Consider the following 12,971-nt stretch of genomic DNA (forward strand, 5'->3'; position numbering starts at 1 on the left):
GAGTCACAGGAACCGGCCCCTCGGGCATGCGGGCTCAGCCGACGCCGGCGTACGAGTGCTTGCCGCCCACGAAGATGTTGACGCCGTAGTAGTTGAACAGCCAGCAGCCGAAGGCGATCAGCGCGATGTAGGCGGCCTTGCGGCCCTTCCAGCCGGCCGTCGCCCGGGCGTGCAGGTAGCAGGCGTAGGCGACCCAGGTGATGAACGCCCAGGTCTCCTTGGGGTCCCAGCCCCAGTAGCGGCCCCAGGCGTCGCCCGCCCAGATCGCGCCCGCGATGATCGTGAACGTCCACAGCGGGAAGACGGCCGCGTTCACGCGGTAGGAGAACTTGTCGAGGGACGCCGACGCGGGCAGCCGCTCCATGACGGAGGTCGCGAAGCGGCCGGGCTTTCCGCCGTTCGCGAGCTTGTTCTCGTAGGAGTCCTTGAAGAGGTACATCAGGGTGCCGACCGCGCCCACGTAGAAGACCGCGCCGCAGAAGATCGCCGTCGAGACGTGGATGTACAGCCAGTACGAGTGCAGCGCGGGCACCAACTGGTCGCTCGCGGTGTACAGGACGGTGACCGCGAGGCCCAGGTCCAGCAGGACGGTGGTGATCAGGAACAGGCCGAGCCAGCGCACGTTCTTCTTCAGCGCCATCAGGCCGAGGTACACGCCGACGGCCACCGTGGAGAAGGTGATGTTGAACTCGTACATGTTGCCCCACGGCGCCCGCTCCACCGAGGCCGCGCGGGCGATGACGCCGCCGAGCTCGATCAGGAAGGCGAGCGCGGTGAGGGACACCGCGATCCGGCCGTAGAGATCGCCCTGCACGTCGCCGCCGTGGGCGCCGGGGCCGTCGGGCACATCGCGTGCGCCGACCGCGGACCGGGTGACGACCTGCGGCCGCTCCAGCACGGTGGTGCCGCCCGCCGACTTCACGGTGACCGCCGGAGCCTTGGCCTTCGCGTCGGCCTGCTGGGTGAGCGCGGCGGCCGTACGGCCGACCTTGCTGCGGCTGCCGAGGAGCCACTCGGCGATGTACGCGAAGAACGCCAGCGTGTAGACGGCCATCGCGGAGTAGATCAGCGTGTTGCTGACGTTGGCGAGGTGTTCGTTGGTGGCGGTGGCCAGGTCGGTTGCGGTGGCGAGAGTCACTTCGTCTCAGCCCCTTCGGCGGCAGGTACGGGGGGTTCGGCGTCGGGGTCGATGGCGGGATCGGCATCGGGTTCGGGCTTGGTGGGCGCCTGGTCGTGCACGAGTGCGGCCAGGTCGCCGAGTTCCTCGGGGAGCTTCGCGGACTCGCTGCGGCCGAGGCCCGCCATCTCCACGACCGTCACGCCGTCGGCGCCGGTGGTGGCCCGCACCCAGACGCGGCGACGCTGGATGAAGAGCGAGCCGGCGAGTCCGAAGATCGCGCCGAAGGCCCCCACCAGTGCCCAGTCACTGCCGGGCTGCTGTGTGACCTGGAAGCCGGCCCACTCCTTGATGCCCTTGTCGAAGGTGATCGACCCGGCGCCGTTCGGCAGCGTCATGGTCTCGCCGGGCAGCAACTGCTTCTTGAGGATCGCGCCCTTGGAGTCCTTGAACTGCTTCATGTTCTTCGTGTCCAGCTGGTACACGTTCTGCGGGATGCCCGCGTTGACGCCCAGGTCCCCGTGGAACGCGGACACGTTGAGCACCGGGAAGTCGAGCGCCGGGAACTGCGAGAACATCGTCCCGTTTCCCTTGCCGGCGAACGTCGGCACGAACAGCGCCGCGAAACCGAGCTGGTCGTGCCGGCCCTTGGCGTCCTTGTAGCCGTCCATCACCTTGATGGCACCCTGCGAGGTGACGTTCGAGTCGAGCGGCAGCATCGGCACGGGCTCGTGGAAGACGACCTTGCCCCTGCCGTCGCGGACGGTGACCACGGGCGCGTAGCCGTGGCTGACGAGGTAGACCTTCGAGTCGCCGATCTTCAGCGGCTCGTTGACCTTGACGGTGGCCTTCTTCGCCTTGCCGTAGGCGCCCACGCTGTAGGTGATGTCCGCCTGATACGTGCGGGGGGTGCCCGTGTTGGGACCCGTCCGCTCATAGGTGCCGGTGAACTTCTTCAGGTCGAAGCTGAACGGCGTGAGGTCGTCGTTGCTGAAGAGGGTGCCCGACTTGAAGTCGTCGTACAGCATGAGCGTGTTGGAGAAGCCCTCCCCCTCCACCATCAGCTTGTTGCCCTCGGACTTGAAGAGCTGGCCCCAGGCGAAGGCCACCAGCATCACGATCAGCGCCATGTGGAAGAGCAGGTTGCCGGTCTCGCGCAGATAGCCCTTCTCGGCGGCGACGGCGTCCCCGTCGACGTGCGCCCGGAACCGGCGCTTCCTGAGGACCTTGAGCGCGACGTCGCGGACGAGTTCCGGGTCGGCCTCGGTGCGCCAGGTCGCGTACGCGGGCAGCCGGGTCAGCCGCTTCGGAGCGCCCGGCGGACGGCCGCGCAGCTGTCCGACGAACTGCCAGGTGCGCGGCACGATGCAGCCGATGAGCGAGACGAACAGCAGGATGTAGATCGCCGAGAACCACACCGAGCTGTAGACGTGGAACAGGCCGAGCCTGTCGTAGAGCGGCCCGAGCACGCTGTGCGTGTCCTTGAACTCCTGCACCTTGCTCGCGTCGGTCCCGGACTGCGGGATCAGCGACCCGGGGATCGCGCCGAGCGACAGCAGGAAGAGCAGGATCAGCGCGACCCGCATGGAGGTGAGCTGCCGCCAGAACCAGCGCGCCCAGCCGATGACTTCGCGGCCGGTCCAGGCGAGCCACCCGGAAAGGCCCGGGGCGCGCGAACCGCCGAAGGAGCCGGGCATCGCCGTCTCCACGGGGGCGGTGGACAGCTGGGACCCGGCCTCGCCGAGATCACGCGCGTCGCGGGCGTCCTGGGACTCCGGGTCCGGCGTCTTTCCGGCGCCGGAGCCCGTGGTGCCCGTGTCGGTCGTGCTCATGGATCAGATCCCTACCGTGAAGCCGTCGGACCAGCTCTGCATCTGCTGAACGAGGGCGTCCCACGCACCGGTCAGCAGGAGGAGACCGGTCGCGATCATCATGCCGCCGCCGATCCGCATCACCCAGGCGTAGTGACGCTTGACCCAGCCGAACGCGCCGAGCGCCTTGCGGAAGGCGACCGCGGCGAGGACGAAGGGGATGCCGAGACCGGCGCAGTACGCGACGGTCAGTATGGCCCCCCGGCCCGCGCTCGCCTGGTTCATCGCCAGTACCTGCACGGAGGAGAGCGTCGGGCCCAGACACGGCGTCCAGCCGATCCCGAAGAGCGCGCCGAGCAGCGGAGCGCCCGCGAGACCGGTCACCGGCCGCTTGTGGAAGCGGAATTCGCGCTGGGTGAGCCAGGGCATGCCGCCCATGAAGAACACGCCCATGAGGATCATGAGCACGCCGAGCACCTTGGACAGGACGTCCTGGTGGGCGCGCAGGTTCGCGCCCCAGAACCCGAAGAGCGCGCCGCCGGACACGAACACGACGGTGAAGCCGAGGACGAACAGGGCCGCGCCCGCCGCCATCCGCCCCCGTCTGGCGTCCGCCAGGTCCGTGCCGCTCACGCCGGTGACGTACGACAGGTAGCCGGGCACCAGGGGCAGGACGCACGGCGAGAAGAAGGAGACGAGTCCGCCGAGCACGGCGATGGGCAGGGCGACCAGCAGGGCGCCGCTGTAGACCGTCGCGTTGCCGCCGACGGGCGCGGCGAGGGTCGTGGCGAGAAGGGACACGTCAGGTCACTTCTCCGCGAGGACGGGCTTGAGCATCTTGCGCAGGTTCTCCTCGCTGAGCGCCTGCAGCGTCCGGGCCGCGATCTTTCCGTCCCGGTCGATGATGAGCGTGGAGGGGATCAGCTGCGGGTTGAGCGTGCCCTTCCTGAAGCGGAGCATCAGCTTGCCCGAGGGGTCGTAGAGACTCGGGTACGAGATGCCGTACTGCTCCTCGAACGCCTTGGGCAGGCTGGTGCCGCCGTCGCGGGTGTTGATGCCGACGAACTGCACACCCTGGTCCTTGGTGCTCTGGTAGACCGTCTCCAGGTTCTTGGCCTCGGCACGGCACGGCGAGCACCAGGAGCCCCAGACGTTGAGGACGACGACCTTGCCCTTGTAGTCGGCGACGTCGAGCTGCTTGCCGTCGACGGTCTTGCCGGACAGGTCGGGGATCGCGGACCGCGATCCCTTCGCGACGGTGTCCACCCCGTCCTTGCCGGCGACGAAGTTGGTGTTGCCCGAGCCCCCGGAGGTGCCCCCGGAGGTGCATGCCGACAGGAGGAGCGCCGCGACGGCGGCCCCCGCGGTGAGCAGGGCAGCACGGCTACGGGTGCGGTTCGGGCGCTGGTCGACGCGGCAGGCGGCACTCATGTGAAAAGTTTCGCATGTCTGTTTAGGGGATCTTCCGCACCCCCCTTGCGGGCGGAAAAGCCCATTTCAGGCCACCTGCGGTCAGCTCTTGGCCGAGCCGCTCGACGCGCTTGCGGAGCTGGTCGAGCTGGTGGAGACGTCACCGAGGAAGCTCTTCCAGCCGCCGGCCGGCTGCTCGCCGACGTTCAGCGTCCGGAGCTTGTCCAGCACCTCGGGCTTCTGCACGTCGAGCCAGTCGGTGAACTGCCGGAAGGAGACGATGCGCACGTCCTCGCCCTTCTCCTTCTCCCGGGCGACGTGCTTGAAGGCCTGCTCGACGGCGTCCATGTAGATGCCGCCGTTCCACTGCTCGAAGTGGTTGCCGATGAAGAAGGGCGCGCGGTTGGTCTCGTAGGCCCGCTTGAACCCGGCGATGTACGCGTCGGCCGCCTGGGTACGCCAGCCCGGGTAGTTGGCGGGCGGCGCCTTGGTCGAGTTGTGCGACTGGTTGGCCAGGATGTTGTAGTCCATCGAGAGCACCTCGAAGGAGTGCCCGGGGAACGGGATCCCCTGCAGCGGGAAGTCCCACACGCCCTGCTTCTTGTCCGGCCACTGCTGGAGGCCGCCGGGCGAGGAGGCGTCGTAGCGCCAGCCGAGGGCCTTGGCGGTGGGCAGCAGGTTGTTCTGGCCGAGCAGACAGGGCGTACGGCCGCCGACGAGCTCCTTCTCGTAGTCGAAGGGCAGCGACGGCATGTCGCTCCAGCCGGTGTTGGTGCGCCACTCCTTGACGAAGGACTTCGCCTGGTCGATCTCGCTGCGCCACTGGGCCGGGGTCCAGTTGGCGACGGTGCCGGAACCGCCGCAGAAGTGACCGTTGAAGTGCGTGCCGATCTCGTGGCCTTCGAGCCAGGCGCGATGGACGCCCTTCAGCGTCATCTTGATGTGCTCGTCGGTGAGATAGCCGATGTCGGAGGCGCCCTTGGGGTTATTGGGCGGCAAGTACATGCGCTTTTTCGATTCGGGCAGCAGATACAGCCCGGAGAGGAAGAACGTCATGTGCGCGTCGTGCTCTTTGGCGAGATCGAGAAAGCGGGTGAAGAGTCCCGTGCCGACTTCTCCGGCGCCGTCCCAGGAGAAGATCACGAACTGCGGCGGGGTCTGGCCGGCTTCGAGAGGCTCCGGTTTGCCGGGCTGGTGCGGCTGCTTGCCCGTAAACGACGTGGAGCCGTCGCCTATGGGGCGTACCGGGTGCTTGGGGCCGGCGTGACCGCCCGCGGGGGAACCGCCGATGGGGCCTCCACCGTCTGACATGTCGGTACCGCAACCGGAGAGTCCCAGCGCGGCGGCGGCGCCTGCTCCGAGCCCCATCGCTCCCCGTCGACTGAACTCCCGCATGGCGTCCCCGTTTCGTCGTTCCCTCTCAGCTGGCTTTCAGCTGGCACCCATTGAGAGGGCACGACGAAGACGGCGGTTCCTTCAAACTCACGCATATTTAACTGTTTTTACGAAGATACGCTCTGATGACACGGCTGCATACGCTTTGTGACGGGCGCACACCTTGCTCGGGAGTGCACAACCGGCAACGGTGCGTGCACAGTTTTCCGCCGCGTACCGCGTGTGCGCACATTGCCGTCACGTACGGTGCGTGCGCACTTTCCCGTCACGCACGGCGCGTGCCCTTACGCCCCGAAAGCCTTGTCCTTCCCCTTCACCGGCTTGGCACCGGCGAGGAGATGCGCGGGGACGAGATCGCGGGCCGGCTCGCTGTAACCCACCGAGACGATCTTGTCTCCGCGGTAGGTGAAGCTCGTCAGGGACGCCAGCGTGCACTGCCGCTTGCGCGGGTCGTGCCACAGCCGCCGCCGCTCGACGTAGGAACGCAGGATCCAGATCGGCAGCTGGTGGCTCACCAGCACCGCCTCGTGACCGCGCGCCGCGTCCTTGGCCGCGTCCAGCGCGCCCATCATGCGGACGACCTGGTCGACGTACGGCTCGCCCCACGACGGCTTCATCGGGTTGACCAGGTGCTTCCAGTTGGCGGGCCGGCGCAGCGCGCCGTCCCCCACACCGAAGGTCTTGCCCTGGAAGACGTTGTCGGCCTCGATCAGCCGCCCGTCCGTCGCGAGATCCACGCCGTGCGCCTTGGCGATCGGCGTCGCCGTCTCCTGCGCCCGCTCCAGCGGCGACGCGCCGACGTGAGTGACATCACGCGAGGCGAGGTGCTCGGCGACCCGCTCGGCCATCTGCCGCCCCAGCTCGGACAGGTGGTAGCCCGCCAGGCGCCCGTAGAGCACCCCGTCCGGGTTGGCGACCTCACCGTGCCGCATCACGTGGACGACGGTGACGTCCTCGTCCGGGTACCCGTCGCGCCCGGCGCTGTCGTCGTTGCTGCTCATGCAGTGGCCTCCGCTGCTGCCCGCGCCGCCGCCGGAAGGGCGTCGGCGATCCGCTGAATGGCCCGCTCGTCATGGGCGGTCGAGACGAACCAGGACTCGAACGACGACGGCGGCAGGTAGACGCCCTGCGCCAGCATCGACTGAAAGAAGGCGGTGAACCGGAACGACTCCTGCGCCTTCGCGTCCTCGTAGTTCCTCACCTCCCCGTCCGTGAAGAAGACGGAGAACATGTTGGACGCGTTCTGCAGCCGGTGCGCGACACCTTCCTTGGTGAGCGCGTCCACCAGCAGGGACTGGATCTGCGCCGATACGGCGTCCACGGTGTCGTAGGCCGCATCGTCCAGCAGCCGCAGCTGGGCGAGCCCGGCGGCGGTGGCGACCGGGTTCCCGGAGAGGGTGCCGGCCTGGTAGACGGGTCCGGCGGGCGCGAGGTGCTCCATGACGTCCCTGCGGCCGCCGAAGGCCGCGGCGGGGAAGCCGCCGCCCATGACCTTGCCGAAGGTCATCAGGTCCGGCCGCACACCGTCCACGCCGTACCAGCCGGCCCTGCTGGTGCGGAAGCCGGTCATCACCTCGTCGGAGATGTACAGCGCGCCGTTCTCGGCGCACGCGTCCTTCAACCCCTGGTTGAACCCGGGCCCCGGCGGGACGACGCCCATGTTGCCGGGCGAGGCCTCCGTGATGACGCAGGCGATCTCACCGGGGTGCGCCCGGAAGGCCTCGTGCACGGCGTCGAGGTCGTTGTAGGGAAGGACGATCGTGTCGGCGGCCTGGGCGCCGGTGACGCCGGGGGTGTCGGGCAGCGCGAAGGTCGCCACCCCCGACCCCGCCGCGGCCAGCAGCGAGTCGACGTGCCCGTGGTAGCACCCGGCGAACTTGATCACCTTGGTGCGCCGGGTGAATCCGCGGGCGAGACGGATGGCGGACATGGTCGCCTCGGTGCCGCTCGACACGAGCCGCACCTGCTCGACGGGCTCGACGCGCGCGACGATCTCCTCGGCCAGCGCGACCTCGCCCTCCCCCGGCGTACCGAAGGAGGTCCCGCGTCCGACAGCCTCCTGCACGGCGGCGATCACATCGGGGTGGGAATGGCCGAGGATCATCGGTCCCCACGAACATACGAGGTCGACGTATTCGCGGCCGTCTGCATCGGTCAGGTATGGACCGATACCGGACACCATGAATCGGGGCGTACCGCCCACGGCGCGGAACGCGCGCACCGGGGAGTTCACGCCCCCGGGCGTGACGGCAGCCGCACGGTCGAAAAGAGTCTGCGAAACTGGGGCTTCGTACGGATAGCTCACACGAGCCATGGTGTCAGAGGCTGCGAAGATCCTGCGGACAGGTGTTTCAACGCACGTTTCGGCGTGCGGCCGCGGGGGAGGTCACTGTCACGATGATCGGGTTGCGCGGCGGGGGCCGCGCGTCCTAGAAAAGCAGTCGGGTGGAGATATGCATCGCGGTGGCGGACTGGGCGAGGGGACCGATGACCTCGGTCCTCGGCGTGCCCGGCGGGGGAAGCACCGACGCGAGGCGGAGGAAGCGGCCGAGGCCAGACAGGCCAAGGCACAGGGACCGTCCCCGGTACAGGGACAGACCCAGGGACAGGGAACGCCCGGAACACCGGGTTCGCAGGGACCCCAGGGACCCCAGGGTTCACAGGGATCCCCGCAGGGGTCTCCTCAGGGATCGCAGAATGAGCCTGAGCGGATCGAGCAGTCGGCCCGTATGGACGGTATGGACTTCATGGACCGTAAGGCGGACCGGCTCGGGGCAGGGAGCGGGAATGGTGGCCGGGTGGGGGTGACGTACAAATACTTCGGCGCGCCCGACGGCGCGACGGCGGCCCGGGTCCCGATCTCGATGCGCCCCGAGGAACTCGGCGGCGACGAGCTCGGCATGAACGGCATGTTCACCAAGATCAAGCCGGAGACGATGGCCGCGATGGTCCTCACCGGCATCGAGGGCGTCCCCCTGCACAAGGTGCCCCCACTGGAGCTGGTCGTCCTCCACCCCGACTACGCCGTGGTCAAGCTCCCGATGACCGTCGTCGACCCCCTCCGCGGCATCGGCGAGGAAGCGGTCGGCGCGGCCGCCTTCATCTGGTCGACAGTCCCGGACCGCGGCGGGCCGCGGGATGCGTTCAATGTCTACCAACTGCTGCACGAGTGGCAGGATTTCAGCCATCGGTTGCATGAGGCGGGGCATCAGCCGTATTGCCTGGTGTGGCCCTAGCCCCCGGGCGTTTCGGCGTGCGGGCGGGGTCTTCGGGCTTCGTCGGTGGGCTTATGTCGGCAGGTGGGGTTCGTCGTGGTGGGTGATCGTGATGTGGTGGTCGGGGCCGGGGGTTTCGAGGTGGTCGAGCACGGCTACGGCCAGGTCCTCGGCGCTGATCCAGGAGCGGCCGTCGGGGGCGGTGAGCAGGGTGTCGGTGCCGCGCCGGTAGTGGCCGGTTCGGGCGCCGGGTTCGAGCAGGGCCGGGGGGCTGAGGTAGACCCAGTCGGCGCCGGAGTGGGCCTGGCAGGTCCGTAGCTGAGCTGTTCCCGCGGCGGCGACGGTTCTCAACTCGACGGGCACGTACGCGGGGTTGTCGGCGATCAGCAGGTCGGGGTCGTCGGGGCTGCGCAAGGCGCCGGCGCCGCCCACCACGAGAACGCGTATCCCCAGCTCCGCGGCGATGTCCAGCGCCGTACGGGTGGCGCCGACCAGGAACTCCTGGTCGACCGGAAAGGTCCGCACGGCCAGCACGAGGGCGTCCGCGGGGCGGGCGCCGGTCGAGGCGGAGCCGGCGAGTGCCTCGCGTACGGCGCCGGCGTCGTTGGCGTCGACCGCGATCGGCGTCACGTTCGGGTCCTCGCTCGCGGGGCTCTCGGGCTTGCGGGACAGGGCGAGCACCCGGTGTCCGCGTGCGCTCGCCTCGGTGATCACCCGGCTGCCGACCATCCCGGTGGCGCCCAGCACGGCGATCGTCATGTTCTGGGTCATCGAATTCTCCGTCATCGAAACTCTCTTCAGGTTGGGGGGATTGAGTTGCGCGGCGAGCAGCGCGGCCAGGGCGAGGGCGAAGCCGAGCGTCTGCGGCAGGCTCAGTGACTCGCCCAGCGCGATGCCTATGACGGTCGCCACCAGCGGGGACAGCAGCACCAGCGGTGCGGACGCCCCGACCGGCAGGCGCCCGATCCCGCGGAACCACAGCGTGTACGCGATCAGCCCGCCCATGCTGCCGAGCCACAGGTAGCCGCAGACCGCTCCGGCGTCGATCCCCGACGGCGCTCCCTCGAACGCGAAGGTGAGCGGGAGCAACAGCATTCCGCCGACGGCCAGTTGCCAGCCGGCCAGGGTCAGTGGACCGACCCCCGCCGGACGGCCCCAGCGCTTGGTGAGGACGACCCCGCCGGCCATGGTGGCCGTATGTCCGAGCCCGGCGAGCACCCCGACGGTGTCCAGCCGGGCCGCCGGACCGAGTACGACGAGTCCGACGCCGACCACGCCGATGACAGCCCAGGCCAGTCGCCAGGCCGTCGGCCGGTCGTGGAGCACGGTGACGGCCAGGCCCGCGACCAGCAGCGGCTGGGCGGCGCCGAGGGTGGCGGCGACACCGCCGGGGAGCCGTTCGGCCGCCAGGAACAGCAGAGGCATCCCGCCGATGTTGAGCACGCCGAGGAGGGCCGCCTTCCACCACCAGTCCCCGCGCGGGAGCACCCGGGTGAGCGCCAGCGCGAGCAGCCCGGCGGGCAGGGCGCGCATCAGTCCGGCGAACATCGGATGCGCGGGCGGCAGCAGTTCCGTGGTCACTACGTACGTGGTGCCCCAGGACGCGGGGGCGAGGGCGGTGAGCGCGACGGTTGCCGCCTGCGAAGGGGTCGGGGTCCGCAGCCGGCCCGGTGACCGCTCGGTCGAGGGATGCATGTGATGCAGTCTCAGCACGGCTCGTCATGAATCCAAAGCATGGTTGCCATGCCAGCCATGAACGAGAACGATTGTCGCGTGGATCTCCAGCAGATGCGGTACGTCGTCGCCGTCGCCGAAACCCGCAACTTCACGCGCGCGGCGGAGCGTTGCCTCGTGGTGCAGTCGTCGCTCAGTCACCGGATAGCGAGTCTGGAACGGGAGCTCGGGGTCAAGCTGTTCGCCCGGTCCAGCCGCCGTACCGAGCTGACCAGTGCGGGAGCGGCGTTTCTCGTCGGCGCGCGCGAGTGCCTGGCCGCTGCCGACCGCGCGGCCGCCGACGCGGCCGCCGCGACGGGCGTGGTTCGCGGCCGGCTCGCCGTCGGCGTGATCGTGACCACGGCCGCCGTCGACGTACCCGAGTTGCTGCAGCGGTACCGCGCCCGGCACCCGGACGTCCGCGTCGCCCTGCGTTCCGGACGCAGTGACGATCTGGCGGCGGCGATCCGGAGCGGCGAGCTGGACATCGCCTTCCTCGGGCTGCCGGAGGGCGAACCGCCGCCCGGCGTGGAGACCCTCGCACTCGACCACGACGAGCATGTGCTGGTGGTGCCGGCCGGGCACCCGCTGGCGGGTGCTTCCCGGGTCACCCTGCGCGAGATCGCCGAGGAGACGTTCGTGGACTTCGTGGCCGGGACTCCCGCCCGGGCCCAGTCCGATCAGGCGTTCGCCGCCGCGGGCCTGGTCCGCGACGTCGCGTACGAGGCCGGTGTCGTCGAGCTGATCACCCGGCTGATCGCGCGCGGGCTCGGCGTCGCGCTGCTGCCGTCGGCGTTCATCCGCCCGCTGGCCGCCGCGGACCCCGGACTGGCACTCGTACCGGTGGCCGACGGGCCGCATCGCGTCGAGTACCTGGCGTGGAGCCGGTTCAACCCGAGCCCGGCCACCCGGGCGATGCTCGAAGTCCTCGGGGTCCGGCCGAGATAGAGCGACCCAGGGGCTCCGGCCCGGCGGAGGTCAGTTCTCGAACCGGTACCCCATCCCCGCCTCGGTGATGAGGTAACGGGGATGTGCCGGGTCCGACTCCAGTTTCCGGCGGAGTTGGGCCATGTAGACGCGCAGGTAGTTGGTCTTGGTGGTCCGGGAGGCGCCCCACACCTCGTGGAGGAGCTGTTTCTGCGTGATGAGGCGGCCCGGGTTGCAGACCAGGATCTCCAGGAGGTGCCACTCCGTGGGCGTCAGCCGCACGTCCCGCCCGCCGCGGGTGGCCTTCTTCGCGACCAGGTCGACCGTGAAGTCGGCCGTGGTGACGAGGGCGGTCTCCGGGGCGACCGGCATGGCCTCCGTACGGCGGACCGCGGCGCGCAGCCTGGCCAACAGCTCGTCCATGCTGAACGGCTTGGTGATGTAGTCGTCGGCGCCCGCGTCGAGCGCCTCGACCTTCTCGTCGGAGGCCCGGCGGGCGGACAGCACCAGGATGGGCACGCGGGTCCGGGCGCGCAGCGTCCTGATGACGTCCACGCCGTCCATGTCGGGCAGCCCGAGGTCCACGAGGACGACGTCGGGCTGCCGGAGTGCCGCGAGCCGCAGGCCCGTGGCACCGTCGGGCGCCGCGTCCACTCCGTACCGGCGAGCCCGCAGGTTGAGCACGAGGGCCCGTACGAGCTGGGGGTCGTCCTCGACGAGCAGCACCCGGGTCACGTGGGCATCACCCCTTCTTGGTCAGTTCCTTGAGGGCGACGTTGAGTTGAAGGACGTTCACGCGGGGCTCGCCGATGAAGCCGAGGGTGCGGCCGTCCGTGTAGTCCCTGACCAGCTTGTCCACCTGGGCGACGGACAGGCCGTTGCGCTCGGCGACCCGGTGGACCTGGAGGTCGGCGTACGCCGGGGAGATGTCGGGGTCCAGGCCGGAACCGGAGGAGGTGACGGCGTCCGCCGGCACGTCCGACGGGTTCACCGTGTAGCCCGCCGTCGAGTTGTCCTTGACGACCTTGGCCTTGACCTCCTTGACCCACTTGATGAGGTCGGCGTTGTCACCGGAGCGGTTCGTGGCGCCGGAAAGGATCAGCTTGTACTGGGTGTTGACCGAGTTCACACCCAGTCCGTTGGCGGGGCGCGGTTGGAAGTAGTCGAGGCCGTAGCCCTGTTGGCCGATCAGCGAGGAGCCGACGACCTTGCCGTCCGCCTTGATCTCCGAGCCGTTCGCCTTGTTGCTGAACAGTGCCTGGGCCACGCCTGTGACCGCCAGCGGATAGATCACGCCTGTGAGCACGGTCAACACGAGGAGCGCACGCAGGCCCGCGCCCAGCAACCGGGCCGTGTTCGTAAGGGAGTTGTTCATGACCTTCA

The 12,971-nt window shown here is 69.4% G+C and carries 12 protein-coding genes and 1 pseudogene; 2 read left to right on the forward strand and 11 right to left on the reverse strand.

The features are described from left to right. Nucleotides 1-34: 34 nt before the first annotated feature. The 7 genes from ccsB to hemL form a co-directional block, all read right to left on the reverse strand. On the reverse strand, nucleotides 35-1,138 hold the full coding sequence (ccsB, locus tag ABZS97_RS05165; protein ID WP_356133710.1) for a c-type cytochrome biogenesis protein CcsB: 1,104 nt from the start codon (nucleotides 1,136-1,138) through the stop codon (nucleotides 35-37). Next, nucleotides 1,135-2,814, reverse strand: coding sequence for a cytochrome c biogenesis protein ResB (locus ABZS97_RS05170; protein WP_356133777.1), 1,680 nt, complete (start codon nucleotides 2,812-2,814; stop codon nucleotides 1,135-1,137). Before ABZS97_RS05170 ends, ccsB begins: the two co-directional genes overlap by 4 nt. Nucleotides 2,815-2,952: 138 nt before the next feature. Continuing rightward, a complete protein-coding gene (locus ABZS97_RS05175; protein WP_356133712.1) occupies nucleotides 2,953-3,729 on the reverse strand; it encodes a cytochrome c biogenesis protein CcdA in 777 nt (258 codons plus the stop codon). Between the two features lie 6 nt (nucleotides 3,730-3,735). Beyond that, the gene (locus ABZS97_RS05180; protein WP_356133714.1) at nucleotides 3,736-4,359 is read right to left on the reverse strand and encodes a TlpA disulfide reductase family protein; all 624 of its coding nucleotides are present in this window, start codon (nucleotides 4,357-4,359) and stop codon (nucleotides 3,736-3,738) included. 81 nt (nucleotides 4,360-4,440) lie between these two features. After that, nucleotides 4,441-5,733: a hypothetical protein gene (locus ABZS97_RS05185; RefSeq protein WP_356133716.1), complete on the reverse strand. Its 1,293-nt coding sequence runs from the start codon at nucleotides 5,731-5,733 to the stop codon at nucleotides 4,441-4,443. 284 nt (nucleotides 5,734-6,017) lie between these two features. Then, a complete protein-coding gene (locus ABZS97_RS05190; protein WP_356133718.1) occupies nucleotides 6,018-6,734 on the reverse strand; it encodes a histidine phosphatase family protein in 717 nt (238 codons plus the stop codon). Continuing rightward, a complete protein-coding gene (gene hemL, locus ABZS97_RS05195; protein WP_356133720.1) occupies nucleotides 6,731-8,047 on the reverse strand; it encodes a glutamate-1-semialdehyde 2,1-aminomutase in 1,317 nt (438 codons plus the stop codon). Before hemL ends, ABZS97_RS05190 begins: the two co-directional genes overlap by 4 nt. A 484-nt stretch (nucleotides 8,048-8,531) precedes the next feature. Here hemL and ABZS97_RS05200 point away from each other — a divergent pair, with 484 nt between their 5' ends. After that, nucleotides 8,532-8,969, forward strand: coding sequence for a hypothetical protein (locus ABZS97_RS05200; RefSeq protein WP_003974483.1), 438 nt, complete (start codon nucleotides 8,532-8,534; stop codon nucleotides 8,967-8,969). A gap of 51 nt (nucleotides 8,970-9,020) precedes the next feature. Here the strand turns inward: ABZS97_RS05200 and ABZS97_RS05205 are convergent, their stop codons facing one another. Both ABZS97_RS05205 and ABZS97_RS05210 read right to left on the reverse strand, forming a co-directional pair. After that, entirely contained in the window at nucleotides 9,021-9,734 is a 714-nt protein-coding gene (locus ABZS97_RS05205) for an NAD(P)H-binding protein (RefSeq protein ID WP_356133779.1), read from the reverse strand. A gap of 18 nt (nucleotides 9,735-9,752) precedes the next feature. Next, nucleotides 9,753-10,643: pseudogene (locus tag ABZS97_RS05210) on the reverse strand (EamA family transporter); the annotation flags it as partial. Nucleotides 10,644-10,721: 78 nt separating this feature from the next. On the opposite strand from ABZS97_RS05210, the gene ABZS97_RS05215 reads away from it, so the two are divergent. After that, nucleotides 10,722-11,609, forward strand: a complete 888-nt coding sequence (locus ABZS97_RS05215; RefSeq protein ID WP_356133781.1) for a LysR family transcriptional regulator — start codon at nucleotides 10,722-10,724, stop codon at nucleotides 11,607-11,609. A gap of 30 nt (nucleotides 11,610-11,639) precedes the next feature. Here the strand turns inward: ABZS97_RS05215 and ABZS97_RS05220 are convergent, their stop codons facing one another. Together ABZS97_RS05220 and ABZS97_RS05225 are read right to left on the reverse strand one after the other, a co-directional pair. After that, the gene (locus tag ABZS97_RS05220; protein ID WP_356133722.1) at nucleotides 11,640-12,323 is read right to left on the reverse strand and encodes a response regulator; all 684 of its coding nucleotides are present in this window, start codon (nucleotides 12,321-12,323) and stop codon (nucleotides 11,640-11,642) included. 7 nt (nucleotides 12,324-12,330) lie between these two features. Beyond that, nucleotides 12,331-12,963, reverse strand: a complete 633-nt coding sequence (locus ABZS97_RS05225) for a potassium-transporting ATPase subunit C (protein ID WP_356133724.1) — start codon at nucleotides 12,961-12,963, stop codon at nucleotides 12,331-12,333. Nucleotides 12,964-12,971 lie beyond the last annotated feature (8 nt).

Source organism: Streptomyces sp. NPDC005485 (genome assembly GCF_040606085.1).
Taxonomy (GTDB): Bacteria; Actinomycetota; Actinomycetes; order Streptomycetales; family Streptomycetaceae; genus Streptomyces.

Coding starts and splice junctions, on each gene's coding strand:
- ABZS97_RS05170 (WP_356133777.1), bottom strand. CDS start 2,814: ATGCCCGGCTCCTTCGGCGGTTCGCGCGCCCCGGGCCTTTCCGGGTGG.
- ABZS97_RS05180 (WP_356133714.1), bottom strand. CDS start 4,359: ATGAGTGCCGCCTGCCGCGTCGACCAGCGCCCGAACCGCACCCGTAGC.
- ABZS97_RS05185 (WP_356133716.1), bottom strand. CDS start 5,733: ATGCGGGAGTTCAGTCGACGGGGAGCGATGGGGCTCGGAGCAGGCGCC.
- ABZS97_RS05190 (WP_356133718.1), bottom strand. CDS start 6,734: ATGAGCAGCAACGACGACAGCGCCGGGCGCGACGGGTACCCGGACGAG.
- hemL (WP_356133720.1), bottom strand. CDS start 8,047: ATGGCTCGTGTGAGCTATCCGTACGAAGCCCCAGTTTCGCAGACTCTT.
- ABZS97_RS05205 (WP_356133779.1), bottom strand. CDS start 9,734: ATGACGGAGAATTCGATGACCCAGAACATGACGATCGCCGTGCTGGGC.
- ABZS97_RS05225 (WP_356133724.1), bottom strand. CDS start 12,963: ATGAACAACTCCCTTACGAACACGGCCCGGTTGCTGGGCGCGGGCCTG.